The sequence below is a fragment of the Pectobacterium jejuense genome, assembly GCF_026800125.1.
GTDB lineage: Bacteria > Pseudomonadota > Gammaproteobacteria > Enterobacterales > Enterobacteriaceae > Pectobacterium > Pectobacterium jejuense.
The window spans coordinates 341244-356517 of record NZ_JAPQKX010000004.1 but is presented as its reverse complement, the minus strand read 5'-3'; the positions used below and the strand labels follow the sequence as shown (position 1 = coordinate 356517).

Annotated in this window: 14 protein-coding genes; 5 read left to right on the top strand and 9 right to left on the bottom strand. The window is 52.5% G+C overall.

What is annotated here, in order from left to right; translation table 11 throughout:
- Positions 1-44: 44 nt before the first annotated feature.
- The 4 genes from metC to NXT09_RS10100 all read right to left on the bottom strand — a co-directional run bounded on the left by metC (position 45) and on the right by NXT09_RS10100 (position 4400).
- Positions 45-1235, bottom strand: a complete 1191-nt coding sequence (gene metC, locus NXT09_RS10115) for a cystathionine beta-lyase (protein WP_205554091.1) — start codon at positions 1233-1235, stop codon at positions 45-47.
- 264 nt (positions 1236-1499) lie between these two features.
- Complete coding sequence (locus NXT09_RS10110; RefSeq protein ID WP_010280255.1) at positions 1500-2792, bottom strand: TRAP transporter large permease; 1293 nt, start codon at positions 2790-2792, stop codon at positions 1500-1502.
- Positions 2793-2807: 15 nt separating this feature from the next.
- Positions 2808-3314 (bottom strand): TRAP transporter small permease, encoded by a 507-nt coding sequence (locus NXT09_RS10105; protein WP_268579596.1) that lies wholly within the window; start codon positions 3312-3314, stop codon positions 2808-2810.
- 108 nt (positions 3315-3422) lie between these two features.
- A complete protein-coding gene (locus NXT09_RS10100) occupies positions 3423-4400 on the bottom strand; it encodes a TRAP transporter substrate-binding protein (protein WP_268579595.1) in 978 nt (325 codons plus the stop codon).
- 705 nt (positions 4401-5105) lie between these two features.
- On the opposite strand from NXT09_RS10100, the gene exbB reads away from it, so the two are divergent.
- Both exbB and exbD read left to right on the top strand, forming a co-directional pair.
- The gene (exbB, locus tag NXT09_RS10095) at positions 5106-6116 is read left to right on the top strand and encodes a tol-pal system-associated acyl-CoA thioesterase (RefSeq protein WP_268579594.1); all 1011 of its coding nucleotides are present in this window, start codon (positions 5106-5108) and stop codon (positions 6114-6116) included.
- 3 nt (positions 6117-6119) lie between these two features.
- Positions 6120-6545: a TonB system transport protein ExbD gene (gene exbD / locus NXT09_RS10090; protein WP_010280259.1), complete on the top strand. Its 426-nt coding sequence runs from the start codon at positions 6120-6122 to the stop codon at positions 6543-6545.
- Between the two features lie 110 nt (positions 6546-6655).
- Here the strand turns inward: exbD and NXT09_RS10085 are convergent, their stop codons facing one another.
- The 5 genes from NXT09_RS10085 to cscK all read right to left on the bottom strand — a co-directional run bounded on the left by NXT09_RS10085 (position 6656) and on the right by cscK (position 13222).
- A complete protein-coding gene (locus tag NXT09_RS10085; protein ID WP_240584351.1) occupies positions 6656-7675 on the bottom strand; it encodes a substrate-binding domain-containing protein in 1020 nt (339 codons plus the stop codon).
- Between the two features lie 30 nt (positions 7676-7705).
- Positions 7706-9115 (bottom strand): glycoside hydrolase family 32 protein, encoded by a 1410-nt coding sequence (locus tag NXT09_RS10080; RefSeq protein WP_268579593.1) that lies wholly within the window; start codon positions 9113-9115, stop codon positions 7706-7708.
- Positions 9115-10485 carry a sucrose-specific PTS transporter subunit IIBC gene (locus tag NXT09_RS10075; RefSeq protein ID WP_268579592.1) on the bottom strand — a complete coding sequence of 457 codons (1371 nt, stop codon included), beginning with the start codon at positions 10483-10485 and terminating at the stop codon, positions 9115-9117. The genes NXT09_RS10080 and NXT09_RS10075 overlap by 1 nt, the downstream gene beginning before the upstream one ends.
- A gap of 79 nt (positions 10486-10564) precedes the next feature.
- Complete coding sequence (locus NXT09_RS10070; RefSeq protein ID WP_205554080.1) at positions 10565-12100, bottom strand: carbohydrate porin; 1536 nt, start codon at positions 12098-12100, stop codon at positions 10565-10567.
- Positions 12101-12298: 198 nt separating this feature from the next.
- Positions 12299-13222: a fructokinase gene (cscK, locus tag NXT09_RS10065; RefSeq protein ID WP_268579591.1), complete on the bottom strand. Its 924-nt coding sequence runs from the start codon at positions 13220-13222 to the stop codon at positions 12299-12301.
- Between the two features lie 459 nt (positions 13223-13681).
- Here cscK and NXT09_RS10060 point away from each other — a divergent pair, with 459 nt between their 5' ends.
- From NXT09_RS10060 to NXT09_RS10050, 3 genes are all read left to right on the top strand, one after another.
- Positions 13682-14233: a bactofilin family protein gene (locus tag NXT09_RS10060; protein ID WP_268579590.1), complete on the top strand. Its 552-nt coding sequence runs from the start codon at positions 13682-13684 to the stop codon at positions 14231-14233.
- A gap of 157 nt (positions 14234-14390) precedes the next feature.
- Positions 14391-14702, top strand: a complete 312-nt coding sequence (locus NXT09_RS10055; protein ID WP_039504225.1) for a type II toxin-antitoxin system HigB family toxin — start codon at positions 14391-14393, stop codon at positions 14700-14702.
- Entirely contained in the window at positions 14699-15115 is a 417-nt protein-coding gene (locus NXT09_RS10050) for a helix-turn-helix domain-containing protein (RefSeq protein WP_095993507.1), read from the top strand. The genes NXT09_RS10055 and NXT09_RS10050 overlap by 4 nt, the downstream gene beginning before the upstream one ends.
- Positions 15116-15274: the final 159 nt, after the last annotated feature.

Below are 15274 nucleotides of genomic sequence, written 5' to 3'. Positions count from 1 at the left end.
TTCCTGTCGTTTGGCGAAGCTGAACTCGCTGAGACCTTGCCAGACTAAGCGCTCAGCCTGCTGAAACCCGCAGCCAGATCGTCGATCAGATCGTCACTGTCTTCAAGTCCAATATGTAACCGAATAAGTGTGCCGGTAAAATCCACGCCGCCAGCAGGACGGATGGCGGCCAGATCTTCCGGCTGATTCGCCAGAATCAGCGACTCAAAGCCGCCCCAGGAGTATGCCATGCTGAAGTGCTCAAAATGATCCAGATAGTTCGCCAACGCTTCTTTGCTCAATTTCTCTTTCAGCACAAACGAGAACAAGCCGTTGCAGCCCTTAAAGTCGCGTACGTAGAATTCATGCCCTTTACATTCTGGTAAGGCTGGGTGGTTAACCACCGCGACTTCGGGTTGTTCCGCCAGCCATTTCGCAATGCGGATGCTGCTTTCCTGATGCTGTTTGAGTCTAACGCCCAATGTGCGCAGGCCACGGCTGGCGACATAGGCGGTATCGGCATCGACCATCTGTCCCATCAGGTAAGAGTGTTCACGCAGCTGTGCCCAGCAGCGTTCGTTAGCGACTGCTGTGCCTATCATGGCATCGGAATGGCCGACAATATATTTGGTGGCAGACTGAATGGAGATATCAATATCAAAGTCGAACGCTCTGAATAAAATGCCTGCCGCCCAGGTGTTATCAATCATGACAATGATGTCGGGATTGATGCGGCGCACGGCTTGTACGATGGCTGGCACATCGTGTACTTCCATCGTGATGGATCCGGGCGATTCGAGAAAGACCACTTTGGTATTGGGCTGGATCAGCTCGGCAATATCGGCACCGATCAGCGGGTTAAAGTAGGTGGTGCTGACGTTCATCTTGCTGAGGACTTTATTACAGAAATCCTGCGTGGGTTCATAGGCCGAACCGGTTACCAGCACATGATCGCCTGCTGAGACGAAAGAAAGAATCGCGTTAGAGATAGCCGCTGCACCGCACGGGTACAACACACAGCCCGCGCCGCCTTCCAGTTCAACCATCGCTTCCTGCAGCGAAAAGTGGGTCAGCGTACCGCGGCGTCCATAGAACAGTGCCCCCTTTGCTCGGTTAATCGTGGCGTGCTTTTTGTCCTGCACGGTATCGAATACCAGAGAGGACGCTCGCTGAATAACAGGGTTGACGGAGCCGTGGGTGAATTTCTTGCTGCGTCCTGCGGCGACTAACGCTGTTGCCGTTTTTTTGCTTGTCATAACCACTATCACCTTTTCTGTTCAGTTCTGCCGGATGACTCACTACGCCGACAATTCCCCACGGGAACGCGGAGGGAATGGTGGGGGCACGATTGGATTTATAAGCGTTCGATTGATGAGGTCTACGTTATCACGGCTTGAGCGGCGTGTGGGCTTGAGTGGGATAAGATCGGGTGTAGATGAAAACATTTCAGGTCAGAAAATGTAGGGAAAGCGCCATGTTGTTCTGCATTGCGGCGAACAACATGGCGCAATTGGAGCGTATTAACCCGTATGCACACCAAAGAACTTAGGCAGCCAGAGTGAGATAGCCGGAATATAGGTGACCAGCATCAGCACAAAGAAGAGCCCGCAGTAGAAGGGCAGCATCGCCTTAACGACCTGTTCTATCTTCTGCTTACTCACCGCACTGGCGACGAAAAGTACCGATCCTACCGGCGGTGTAATCAAGCCGATCCCGAGGTTCACCAGCATGATCATACCGAAATGCACCGGATCGATGCCGAGCGAGTGGGCGACGGGCAGCAGAACGGGCGTCAGGATCAGGATCAGCGGTGCCATGTCCATCAGCGTACCGACCAGCAGCAGCATGATGTTAATCCACATCAGGATGACGTACTTGTTATCCGAAATGGAGGTGAAAAACTCGGTAATGCGGCTCGGCAACTGCATGTAAGTCATGATGGCACCGAACGCGGCAGCGAAGCCGATCAGGATCATCACGATCGTGACGGTTTTTACCGTGCGGTACATCAGCTTGGGCAGTTCTGACCACTTGTAATCTTTATAGATGAACATGGTCACGAAGAAGGACCACAGGCAGGCGATAGCCGCAGACTCGGTTGCGGTAAAAATACCGGACAGAATCCCACCCATGATGATGACGACCGTCATCAATCCCCACAGGGTATCGACAAAGATTTTCAGCGCCTGACGGAACGGTACGCGTTCGCCTTTTGGATAACCGCGCCGATGTGCGAAGCCGACGCACATCACCATCAGCGTTAGGCTGAGCAGCAGGCCAGGTAGGATCCCCGCAATAAACAGCGAAGCGATGGATACGGTACCACCGGTTGCCAGCGAGTAGATCACGGAGTTGTGGCTCGGCGGTGTCAAAATCGCCTGCACAGAGCCGCTGGCGGTGACGGCAGCGGAGAAGTCGCGCGGGTAACCTTTCTTCTCCATTTCCGGGATCATCACCGAACCGATAGAGGCTGTGTCTGCCACGGAAGAACCGGATATTGCGCCGAAAAACGTTGATGCGACGATGTTAACCAGCGATAAGCCGCCGCGAATAAAGCCGACAAAGATATACGCGAAGCTGACCAACCGACGGGCGATGCCGCCTTCGGCCATAATCGCCCCAGCCAGAATAAAGAAAGGGATCGCCAGCAGCGAAAATTTGTTCACGCCGTTGGTAATCTGAATCATGACTGCCTCAAGCGGCAGGTCGATCCAGAACGCGCCAACAATCGCGCTCAACCCTACTGCGTAGGCGACGGGAACGCCAACCGCCAACAGCACGGCCAGCGTGGCAACAAGAATAAATGCATCCATGGTATTGGCTCCGAATTAAGCACTGCCAAGCATTACCACAGGGCGTTTATCCTGCGGGCCGAAAAGCATTTTTTCGATGATGAAGAGCACGGTAATTAACGAACCGATAGGCAGGGGCAAATAACTTTCGCCTGCGGTTAATAATGGAAACTCCGCGACGGGTTGTTCCCATAACTCCATGCAGAGCACCGTGCTGTAATAGAGAATAAACAGGCTGATTAAGAGCATCAGAATATTCGACAGGTGAACGCAAATCTTCTTACCGAATTCTGGCAATCTGTCGGTCAACATGCTGACGGCAATATGTGAGTTAGAACGGTAACTGACTGCGGCGCCGACAAAAGTAAACGTCACCATACAAATAATTGAAATGGGTTCTGGCCAGGATAATGCGGCATTTAAAACATAGCGTGCGAATATGCCGACAGGAATTATTAGCGTCATAATTAATAACGCCAGACCAGAAACCCACATGGCAATACGATAGAGTACATCCATGCTGAAAAGATAAGACTGTGCCATTGTGCCACCTATATTCGCTAAGCAATAAGCGAAGGATTACATTGATATCAGGCTATTCATGGTGGCGGATAAATAGCAGGCTATTTATCCGCTGAGATGAGGTGCTGATTATTGAACGTCGGCGACGGCTTTAATCAGATCTTGATATTTGGCACCAAACTGATCGCGGACGGGCTGCGTGGCTTTGAAATAGTACTCGGTATCAATTTCATGGAACTGAACGCCGCCAGCTTTCATTTTATCCAGAGATTGCTGAGTATATTCATTCCACAGCACGCGCTGTTCTTGCTGCGCTTCTTTCGCCAGCTTCAGGATAAGCTCCTGATCCTCTTTAGAAAGTTTGTCCCACTTGGTTTTGGAATACAGGAACAGCTCAGGAATAATGAAGTGGCGGCTCCAGGTGAAATTCTTGGCAACAGGCATGTAGTTATGTGCAACATAGGTTGGCGGGTTATTTTCGGTGCCGTCAATTACGCCGGTTTGCATGCCGCTGAAGACTTCGCTGGTGCCCATTGCAATCGCGTTAGCACCCATGGCTTTCAGCGTTGCGAGAGCAACCTGGCTGGTTTGAACACGAATTTTCATGCCCTTGAGGTCTTCTGGCTTCGCCACTGGCTCTTTGGTAATTAAGTTACGTGTGCCCGCGTCCATCCAGCCCAGAAAAATCAATTTTGATTTGCTGCTATGGGTAATCTTGTCACCAATTTCCTGACCGATTTTGCCATCCAGCACTTTATGCAGATGATCTTCATCACGGAAAATATAGGGTAGCGTGAAGACTTCTATTTCCGGTAAAATAGCGGCAACGGGCGTCATTGATACACGGATAATATCAATGGCACCGAGCTGCGCCTGCTCAATCATTTGTTTCTCATCGCCCAATACCCCGCCAGGGAAGGTTTTAATTTCCAGCCTGCCATTTGTGGCGGCTTTTAATTTCTCTCCCATTTTTTGAACGGCAACGACATTAGGGTAACCTTCAGGGTGAACATCGGAGGCTTTAATTTGTTGTGCCTGAATTGCTTGGCTCATCAGGAGTGCAGTAGAACCCAGACAAACGCCGATCAATGCTTTCGACAGCTTCATTGAATTATCTCCAGAGGTGGGGTGACATTATCGATAATCAAAGGGTGATTTAAAAATATAAACCCATGAAAAATAGCGTAATGAAGAGTGGGTTTAATGATGAGAGGACGACCGCCTATTACGTATTATTGTGGCGTGTGTCAGTATTCTCTGTGAGTTAAGCTAACCTATTATACAACTTCGTAGAATGACTCGTGTCACAAAAGAAAAAGCTAATATGAAATGCTGTTTTATATGGACTTTATTCCTGTTTGACTTATAGGAATATACGTAACTTGGTGTTTTTATTTATCTTATTATGTACATGTGTATCCATTTATTTCAGTAAACTTATCGCCAGTCATCATGAAATGGTGTGATAACTTAATGTTGATCACAAAAAGCCGATCGTAAAAATCTTGGCTATCGCACCGTGTTTTAGGGAGATCTCCCGCCTGATATATTCCTGAATGCTATTCTTCTTGTCGTTCTTATGCTTTTCCTGCTGATGTGCGAGCAATACCCTCTGAAATCCTGTCAAAACGCAAGGAAAGTGCGTTATCTGATGTAAATAATAATGAGAACGACTATCAATTCGTTCAGGGTTTGGTATCATTTCAGGCTGCGTTATTGCGGCATTATACCTGCGAATATGTGCGGATATTGTACAGAACAGATGATTGTACAGAACAGATGATTGTACAGAACGAATGGTGGAGGCACAGCGTGAAGACGGCTGTCAGTAATACAACTCAACAGGTGTTATCAACCTGGCAAAAAAAACGTGGCGCGTTCAGCGCATTTTCCCGTAGCGTGCTGGTTATCCTGCTGTGTACGGCGGGACTAAGTGGAAATGCGTTTGCGGCTCCAGCAACGGCACCGTTATCGACAGAGAATGCAGCACCAGCCGCTCAGCCTGCTGCTGCGTCGCCTTCCGCTCCTGTGACGACCGATTCACAGGTTCCGGCATCAGCACTCGCGCTGCCTGCCAGTGCGGCACCGGGCACCAATAACCTGATGAAAACCGATTTGTCCGTCTGGGGTATGTACCAGCACGCCGATGCCGTGGTGAAAACGGTGATGATCGGTTTGCTGCTGGCCTCCGTGATTACCTGGGCGATCTTCTTTAGTAAAAGCGTTGAGATGTCTGGCGCGAAACGTCGCCTGCGCCGTGAGTATCTGGCGCTGGAACAGGCGAAAACGCTGGACGACGCGCTGGAAACTGCGGACGCGTTCAAAGCCGGCAGCGTCGCACAGCAACTACTGGTCGATGCGCAGAACGAGCTGGAGCTTTCCGCACGTTCTGATGACAACAACGGCATTAAAGAGCGCACCGCGTTTCGTCTGGAACGTCGCGTGGCGGCTACTGGGCGTCACATGGGGCGTGGTAACGGCTATCTGGCAACGGTCGGTGCGGTTGCCCCGTTCGTGGGGCTGTTCGGTACGGTATGGGGTATCATGAACAGCTTCATCGGTATCGCACAGACGCAAACCACTAACCTGGCGGTCGTTGCGCCGGGGATCGCAGAAGCCCTGCTGGCGACGGCGATTGGTCTGGTTGCTGCGATTCCTGCGGTGGTCATCTATAACGTCTTTGCTCGTTTGATTGCTGGCTACAAAGCGATGGTTGGCGATGTGGCTGCACAGGTGCTGCTGCTGCAAAGTCGCGATCTCGACGTGGCTGCCAGCAATGATAACCGGGCGTCTTCAGCAGCGCATAAACTGCGGGTGGGTTAAGTCATGGCGATGCATTTGAAGGAGGACGTGAGTGATGACGGTGAAATGCATGACATTAACGTCACGCCGTTCATTGACGTCATGCTGGTTCTGCTGATTATCTTCATGGTGGCGGCCCCGCTGGCAACGGTAGACATTCGTGTCGATCTGCCAGCCTCATCGGCAGCACCGCAGCCGCGGCCGGAAAAACCGCTCTATCTGACGGTAAAAGCAGATAAGCAAATGTTCTTGGGGGAAGAGGTGGTTAGCGAGCAATCGCTGGCGCAGGTGCTGGATGCGAAAACCAGTGCCAACAAAGAAACGACCATCTTCTTTCAGGCTGATAAAAGCGTCGATTATGAAACCATCATGAGCGTGATGGATTCACTGCGCAAAGCGGGCTACCTCAAGGTCGGTCTGGTCGGTGCGGAAACCGCGGCCGCTAAATAACGGCTGAGGTTGGCGTTTAAAGAAGGAATGCGGACGTTCAAACCGCGTTCCTTTTTTTACGTCTATAGGTTTACATCTGGGTGAGATGGCAGGGTGGTTGGGCGTTAAATCTACGCCCGCGAGTCAGGATGACGCCAGTGAATACGCGTCGGGATATAGCGCCGATCTTCTTGAAGTGGCTGTTGTGCAATCAGGCTGGTCACCATCTCAAAGCTGCTGCGCGCCAGATTTTCACAATCCTGCGCCACGGTATCGATCTTCAGCGGTAAGCAATCAAACAGATAGTGATCGTCAAAGCAGCACAGTCGAATGCCGCTTTCCATCAGGTTATGCTGGTTCATGTAGCGCAGCACGCCTTCCATCAGGCCACAGGCGGCGACAAACAGCGCTTTTGGCGGGCGACCCAGCGTTGCACACAGCTGAGCAAACATTTCATAACCCGCGCTGGGGTGATAGCTGCCGTGAATAATCCACTCCGGCTTGCAGTCGATACCTGCGCGCGTCAGCCCAAGCTGGAAGCCTTCCAGACGGTGGCGAGTCGGGGAGATTCGCGGCTGGCCGCCAAGGAAATAGAATTCATCACGATGCTGGCGGGCGATACGTTCGACCATTTCCGCCGTGGATTCTACCGCTTCGGAAATCACCATCGGTAGTGTGGAATCACCAATCACCCGGTCAAACTGCACGACGGGCAACTGCTGGTTAATTTTCTGATATTCAACATCGCTTAACAGGCTGGAGGCGACAATCAGGCCATCGACCTGGCGCTGCACCAGACTGTTGACCGCCATCATCTCCTGACTGGCATTTTCGTCGGTGCAGGCAATCAGCAACTGTAGCCCCGCTTCACGACACAGCATCTCCAGCTCGCGGGAAATCACGGCAAAGCCGTAGTTGGTCATTTCCGGCACCACCAGCCCCAGCGTGTTGCTGCGTGAGGAACGCAGCGAACGTGCGTGAATGCTGGGCTGATAACGCTGCTCGTGTGCGACAGCTAAAATGCGATCGCGGGTGTCATCAGAAACGCGAAACTCTTTGCTGCGCCCGTTAAGCACCAGACTGGCGGTGGATTTTGATACACCAGCCAGCGCGGCGATGTCACTGATTGTTATGCGTTTAGTCGGTTTCACCGCGAGGTCTGCTATCAGAAATAAGGGAAGTTATTCTATCACGCATGGCGCTAACAGCCAGTGCTGTAGCGTTAATTGCCCAGAGCCGCTGAACGTCACGAACGGCTCGCTTTCCGGGAAGTAGCGTGCAGACATCACGGCTTCGCCGTCGTTGATAAAAATTTCAACGCTGGAGCGATCGCACAGGATCTGCAATTGGCTCAAGTCTCCACGCCAGTAGCGATGCTCGGGCTCGCCGGTGCGACGGTTACGTCGGCTCAGCGTGACGCGTTCTCCGTCCCAACAGAGAACCAACTGGGAAGCGAGGTTGAGCTGGAATTCCCCTTGCACGGTGATGAGGATTTCCGCGCTGCTGGCGTCCAGCGGAGACGCGTAGTCTGCGGCACCCTGCCAGGTGTAATGCTGTCCGCGCAGCTGCTGCAATTCGCGCGCGGGATGTTGATAAACGCGATCGTCATGCAGCGTGAGTTCACGCGGGCAGGTCATGGTATGGATCCAACCATGTTCGATCGTCGGTTCAAAAAATTCATTGTCGTCAGGAATCGACATCCAGCCGAACAGCAGGCGTCGCCCGTCTTCACTCAGCGTGGTTTGTGGAGCGTAAAACTCGAAGCCGAGATCCAGTTCGTGGAAATCCTGATGCGGGTAAGCGCCGTTTTCGTAATTGAGTGAGCCGATGAAATAGCCAGCCTGAAAGGTATTCAGGTAACGTTCCTCTTCGGCGGGAACCCCTTGTGGACAACAGATCAGTACGTCTTTGCCATCCAACGGGAACAGGTCCGGGCACTCCCACATATAGCCAAAATCACCGAGCCCGCCCAAACGGGAACCGGCGATCTCGCCGATCTTTTCCCATGCCAGCAGATCGGCGGAACGGTAGAGCAGCACTTTACCTTGCAGGTCGAGATCCTGTGCGCCGAGAACCATGTACCAGTGGTCGTCATGACACCACACTTTGGGATCGCGAACGTGGCCGGTGTAGCCGTCGGGGAGCGTTAGAACTGCTCCCAGCTTGTCATATTCACCGTTAGGATTCTCACGGGCGAGGCACTGAAACGCGGTGCGTGAGCCGTCATCGTATTTGACGTTACCGGTGTAAATCAGCGTGATCGCGCCATGATCCACTACGGCAGAACCGGAGTAGCAGCCGTGGCTTTCATAGCTTTCGCTCGGTACCAGCGCGACGGGTTCATGCGTCCAATTCACCAGATCGGCGGAACTCCAGTGCCCCCAGAATTTCGCTCCGTGGGCACAGGCTAAAGGATTCCACTGATAAAACAGATGGTAACGCCCGTTATGATGAATAAATCCGTTCGGATCGTTGAGCAGACCAACATTCGGAGACAGATGCCATTCCGGGCGATACGGATCTTCCTGTTTCCGTGAATGGCCTGACATCAGGGCGTGCGCCATGCGCTTTAGTAAGTGGACTTCCTTCATTATTCGCTATCCGTTTTATATTTCAGCAGTAAGGAAATGATAAAGGCGGCACCGAACGCAATTAACATTCCGATCAGGTAGTTAAGCATCGATCCCCCTTGCACAATCGCCAGCCCCGGAAAACCGGTCAGCCCGACGGCCGTCATATTGACGTGATTGAAGACCACCCATGCGCCACCGAGTGCACCGCCTGCCAACGCCGCCAGGAACGGTTTAATGAAGCGCAGGTTGATACCAAATATCGCCGCTTCCGTGATGCCCAGCAGACAAGACAGTCCGGCAGGAACGGCAATCGCTCGGGTTTTGGCATCACGCGTTTTGAAGTATACCGCCAGACACGCGCCGCCCTGTGCTACGTTCGCCATCGCCCAAATCGGCAGCAGGAAGTTGACGCCGATATTCGGGTTGCCAAGCAGTCCGGCTTCAATGGCATGGAAGCTGTGATGGACGCCAGTGATCACGATGACGGAGTAGAGGCCACCGAACAGCAAACCGGCCAGCCAACCTGCGTGAGTAATCAATGTGCTGAGAACCAGAGAAATACCATCGCCCAGCGCACGTCCAGCCGGACCGATGAGCAGCATGGCGACAAAGCCGGAAATGATGACGGTCAGGAACGGCGTGACGATGATGTCCAGCGCATCCGGTACGATCTTACGCAGGCGTTTTTCCACGATGCTCATGAACCAGACGGCCAGCAGGACCGGAAACACGGTGCCCTGATAGCCGATCATGGCGATGTCCATGCCGAAGAAATGCATGGTCTGGAAACCACCGGCGACGCCCCAGGCGTTGGTCAGCGCTGGGTGAGTCAGGATACCGCCCAGCGTCGCGCCCAGATAAGGGTTGCCGCCGAATTCCCGCGCGGCGGTAAAGCCGATCAGGACAGGCAGGATAATAAATGCTGCGGAGCTGAACATATCCAGCATCACGAAGATCGCGCTGCTGGAATCGACCCAGCCGTAGGTCTTGATCATGCCGAGCAGCCCCATCAGCAGGCCGGACGCGATAATCGCCGGCATGATAGGGACGAAGATGTTCGACAGCAGGCGCGCCAGACGTTGCAGCGGGTTCAGCTTTTTCGCGGCAATTGAGGCCGCTTCGGATTTGCTCGATTCACTGATGCCTGCCGCTTTGATGAACTCGGCATACACCTTGTTAACCAGCCCTGTGCCGAAAATGATCTGCATTTGTCCGGCGTTCTGGAAGCAGCCTTTAACGCCGTCGACGTTCTCGATCGCTTTCTTGTCAGCCAGACTGTCATCATTCAGCACCAGACGCAGGCGAGTCGCACAGTGGGCTGCACTGGCGATGTTCTCTTTCCCGCCGAGAAGGTGGATGAGCGCGGCGGCAGTAGCGTTGATATCCATGTTATTCCTCTTTTTCAATAGGATATGCTGTTTCTTTGGCGTCGATTAGCGCGTAATCGACGCCAAGTTTAGGCCATTATCAGAACCAGGTTTCCATCTGGATACCGAAGTTCCATTCGCCGCCTGCTTTAAAGCCGGTGGAGCCAAACGTATCTTCACTGGAGTAGTTATCTAGTCGTTTATCCCAGTCCATGTAGCTGGCAAACACGCGCAGTTCAGGGCGGCTAAAGAAGTTACCGATATCACCGACCTTGAACGTCGGTGCAAAGGTCAGCTTGTAGAAGCCGCCGCTAACCTGATTCAGGCTCCGATAACCGCGCGGATCGAGATCCATGTATTGATAGCTGCCTTCATAGGCCAGTGCAAAGTTTTCGGTGATTTCCTGAATCAGGCGCGCATTAAACGTCACCCATTCGTAGCTATCCCCGCTGACGTAACGGTCTTTACTGGTTTGCGCCAGAATGGACGGCGCGAAGCTCCAGGTCTTGTTCAGCGCCGTTGTGCCGTAGGTCGCAAAGCGCCAGGTGTTGGCATCGTTGGTCAGGTTGCCATCGGCGCCGATGTTCTTCACTTCGCCGCCCAGTCCGTGACCGTAGAGGATCGCGGTTTTCGATGTCCCGTCGCGTAAGCCGTAGAAGCTGTCGCCATGGTAAGCCACCATCGCGTGATAGCCTTTGTCGCCTGCATTGGTGTTGGTGACGACAGTGTTATCGCGGCTTGTTCCGGTGTTTTCTTTTACATCGTTGTTCTTCGCGGTTAATCCGCTCAGCATGAACTGGAATGGCCCGACGTAGTTGTTAGCGGTAAAGACGTAGTTTTTGATGTCGTTATCCAGCGAGGTAATTTCGCCGAGGCTGCGGCCATACAGCGAGAAGTTACTCTTGGCGCTATCCGCCCATTTCACGTCATAGATCCCGCCGCCGGTGCCCGCGAGGAAGACCACGTCGCTGTCCAGCCAGTGAATATCGAAGTTATCGCGATCGAAGCGTTTACCCGCCCACAGCGTGGTGTCCTTAAAGGCACCGGTGAAGGTTGGCAGTGAGCCCAGCTCGACGAAGGCTTCACGAATGTTCAGGTCGCTGGTGGCCGCTGTCCAGTCGTTATAGCTGCGCTGGCCGTCCGCCATCATCACCTTGAAGCGGGTGGTTGCGCCGTTATCCAGCTTCTGTTTGTGCTCCAGTTTAATTTCGACGTAGGTGTCGTCTTCATTGCCTAAACGGCCAATATGTCCGCCAGTTTGACCGGCAGGGGACATGCCCGGTCCGATATCGGTTTTGGCGCTGGTGGCAGAATCATTGATCGACAGGCCAGAACGCGCGTAGCCGTGGAATTCAAATCCATCGGCAAACGACTTCTGCTTGGCCAGCGCCGTTGTACGCTGTTCCACCTGCTGGGTTTTTTGTTCGGTTTGGGTGGTGCGGGTTGCCAGCTGTTGGGTTTGCTTTTCTGCGGCGTCGGCTCTGGCTTCGGCGGCCTGAGCGCGGGCTTCAGCCTGTTGCAGACGCTGTTCCATAGCGTTCAAACGGGCTTCAATACTGTCGGTGTTGGCAGCGGAAACATAAAACGGGGAGGAAAGTAATAATCCTATCGTCACAGCAAGGTGGCTTGGCTTCATTTTTTCGTTCTCGTCGTGAAGGAGATTTATTGTTTTTGGATTTTTCTTGTTTAGCTAAATTGCTAAACCGGTTTTTCATGAGGAAAATAAAAGCCAAAAGAAGGGTTCGCAAGAAATTTCACTCACCCGATTCTGTAACTGTGATCCTGACTACAAAACCGGGCGGTAACCGTATCAAACGAGGGGATTAGGGCTTGGCTAAGGGCGTGCGTGCAATTGCTGAGCGTAGGGGAGTGCGGTCATCGCGCCTTTTGCTGTGGTCGCCAGTGCACCGCACTGCTGCGCCTGCTCGATAATAGGGTCCCAGCTCAGCGGTTGTGACAGATCGTCATACTGCGCCAGGCCGTGCAGCAAACCAGCGACGAAGGCATCCCCCGCGCCAGTGGTATCGACGGGCGTCACCAACGGCGCGGCAAAATGCCGTAGCTGACGGCGGTCGTGCAGCCAGACGCCTTCGCCGCCCAGCGTCACCAGCAATAGTTGGGTAGGGTAGCGCTGCATAAACTGCTGAATCCCCGCTTCAACATCCGGTGTTGAACAGAGAAAGGCCAGTTCTTCACGCGATAGCTTTACCACGTCGGCTAGCATCAGCGCCTGTGTCAGACAGTCGCGCAGTTCCTGCTCGCTTTGCCAGAGGTCGTCACGGATATTCGGGTCGAAGCTGATCCATCCCTGTGTCGCTTTCACCTGCTGCATCGCCGCAAATGCGGTACTGCGCGAGGGTTCCTGCGAAAGTGCGATGGAACAGAGGTGCAGCCACTCTCTCTGGCTGAATTCTGGTAGGTCTTCCGGCTGTAAAAACAGATCGGCACTCGGGCGAACCATGAACGTGAAGGTGCGTTCCCCTGCTTCATCAAGGCTCACGACCACGGTTGAGGTTCGATGGAGCCTGTCGTGTGCCATATAACGGGTATCAACGTTTTCCTGTTCCAGCACCGTTTTTAGAAAATGGCCAAAAACATCGTCGCCGACGCGACCAACAAAGGCGCTGTTTCCCCCGAGTCTGGCAATGCCGACCGCCACATTGGCGGGCGCGCCGCCGGGGCATTTCAGATAGCGTTCCGTATCTTCCGGGATGAGATCGACAACCGCGTCGCCCATGACCCAAATTCTGTTTGCCATAACGTTACTCTTATCAATGATAATTAGACTGTTTGCTAAAATAGAAGAATCGGTTTAGCTAAGCAATACTCTTCACCGCAGAGACGCACCCACATCAATAAAACGCACATTTCCACATCGCGTTGGCGAAAATTCATGCGATAGTCATCACGTTGCCACGCTCATCGGACTAAATAAAAGGGCTTGTCATCCGATATCCTATGGGGCGTGGCGAAATCAAGCTGCAAAAAGGACGAATGGAGAAGGATATGCATTACCCCACCTCTTTCCGGGTTTGCCCCGGTGCGTAATTACAACCTGCTTTGGGGAATATGGGCGATATGGGCTTTATTGGTGATCGCCTGGCTTATTGATATTTATAGCGAACTTCCCCTTCGATATTACGGTCAGGGAGTGGCTGCCGTACTAGCCGCAAGTGCCACGATCGCATTTTTCTATACTGTTAAAAGGAATAACACGATGTTTTCATTTGATAAAAACAAAAAAGACGCCAAAGAACCGCAAGAGCGCAGTGAAATAAACAGCTCTCCCGCTATCAGTCCATCGAACGAGTTGATTAATTCAGTGAACCCTGTGCGCGTGAAAAAAGACACCTTCATTTCTCAGGGCGCGCGTATGACGGGCTCTCTGGCTGTGGATGGCAACATTACCGTGGAAGGTCGGGTAGAAGGTGATGTGCAGTGTGATAACACGATTAAAGTGGAGCACACTGGTCAGGTCAACGGCGAAATGAAGTCGCAGCAGATCGTCATCAACGGCCGCGTGGAAGGACGCATAGCCGCCAGCATTGTAGCCATTCTGGCGCAGGGAAAAGTATTCGGAGACATTTTCACCGATGAACTCTCCATCGAAAAAGGCGGCGTCTTCACTGGCCAATCCCATCCGCTGACCCCGCCAGCGCAGAATCAGGAAAAACTGACCTACGTGGAAAAGAAAAAAGAGAAACCCGGCAAAGCCCCCGCAGAGCAAGAGAACGTCGTCGCGCTAGCGAGTAATGCGCCAACAGCGTGAGGTTCTCCCTTACTCTCTGGATGTAAGCTTAGTATTCCCCGCTCTGCGGGGATAAACCGAACTGCAGGGATGTAGATTATAACGGTTTCCTTATTGTCAACTCGTTCCATTTACGGCATATTGTTTCCAATCTGGAAACATCAGGGAGTGAATCCAGATGCATGTTATTTCGCGGGCACCTTTCGACACTGCAACCACTCAGTTTCCGAATCAGGCGGCAGCACTTGCTGACCTATATCGGGTTATCAAACGCGAAATGTATGCAACACCGGACGATATGAAAAAACGTTTCCCTAGCCTAGATAGGATGAAATACCGGGAAAAATGGTGGGTTATTGATATTGGTGGCGGGCATCTTCGAGTGATGTTTTTTGCTGATTTTGAGCGGGGGAAAATCTTCATCAAGCACATTACATCTCATGCAGAGTACGACAGGCTGACAGAGTATTACCGGAGGAATAAAGAATGATGTACGCAGACGCTATCAAAGCAGCTAACAACCTGACGAGTATCGTACCATTCCTCGGAGGCAGCACCTCTCGTAAGGATTATGAGGATGCGCTGAAACTCACTGAATACCTGATCGAGAGTGAGCCTGATAGTCCGCTAATCGATATGCTGACTGCCAAAATTGACAAATACGAGAATGATGCACCGGAGTTTGCAGCCTTCAACGAACGTGTTAAAGCACTCCCGGCCGGTATCGCTTTACTGCGCGTCCTTATGGATCAGCATCAGCTAACGCAGAGTGATTTTGAAGCTGAGATTGGTAAAAAGTCTCTGGTATCCCGCATTCTAAACGGTGAGCGCACTCTAACGCTTGATCACATGAGAGCGCTTGCTAAACGATTCGATATTCCTGTGAGTGCTTTTGTTGATTGACACGACTGTTCTGCGATTTTTGCTAAGAGCAGCATAATTCACCGCGCTATAACGTGTTCCCACATCAGCGGGAGCAAATCCCGCTTCTGGCTGGCGCGATGGGGGATTGCGTGTCAGTATTAAAGCACGCCATTTATTGCACCCACCGTCACGGTGAGG